This window comes from Flavobacterium salmonis (assembly GCF_903819435.1).
Lineage (GTDB): Bacteria > Bacteroidota > Bacteroidia > Flavobacteriales > Flavobacteriaceae > Flavobacterium > Flavobacterium chungangense.
In genome coordinates, this window is sequence record NZ_CAIJDP010000051.1 from 1 (window position 1) to 519 (window position 519).

General features: G+C 44.7%; 1 pseudogene. It reads right to left on the reverse strand.

Going from position 1 to position 519, the window contains the following annotated elements:
* Nucleotides 1–519 (reverse strand): annotated as a pseudogene (locus FLACHUCJ7_RS01710) (RHS repeat domain-containing protein); the annotation flags it as partial.

Consider the following 519-nt stretch of genomic DNA (forward strand, 5'->3'; position numbering starts at 1 on the left):
GGACCTGTATAGGTTCCTTTTATGATCTGATGGGTCTGTGTAAGGAGACGATCCTGTGCAGAATACGTAAAAACATCTTTTGTGGTAAGCTCAACATCTGAGGCCGCTCTCTTATGTCCGGTTATGGAGTATTGCAATTGCCCTGAAAAACTATCGAGTTTGCTGTCTGTATAGGTATAACCTCCTAAGTGGTTAGTGGTATAAATTCTAACTGGTCTTGCTTTGGTATCAAAAAAAGTAGCTGTTGTTTCTCCAAGTGAGGCTGTAGAGGTGGTAGGAACCCTTGCCCACGAAGCCGTTGGAAGCCCTTTTATTTCATTGCCCGTTAAAGTGGTTTGTCCCTCTACACTGGCAGGTATTGCAATTGCGGGTGTAGATGGAAAAGTATAGTTGTCATAATAAGCAACGGTAAGGAGCTTAAAGCTGGTAGGCGCTACCGTATTGCTGTAATAGGCTGCAATGCCATCAAGGGTTCCGCTAGTGAGTTTGCTCTCGTTTAATACCGTCAGGGCTGCATCG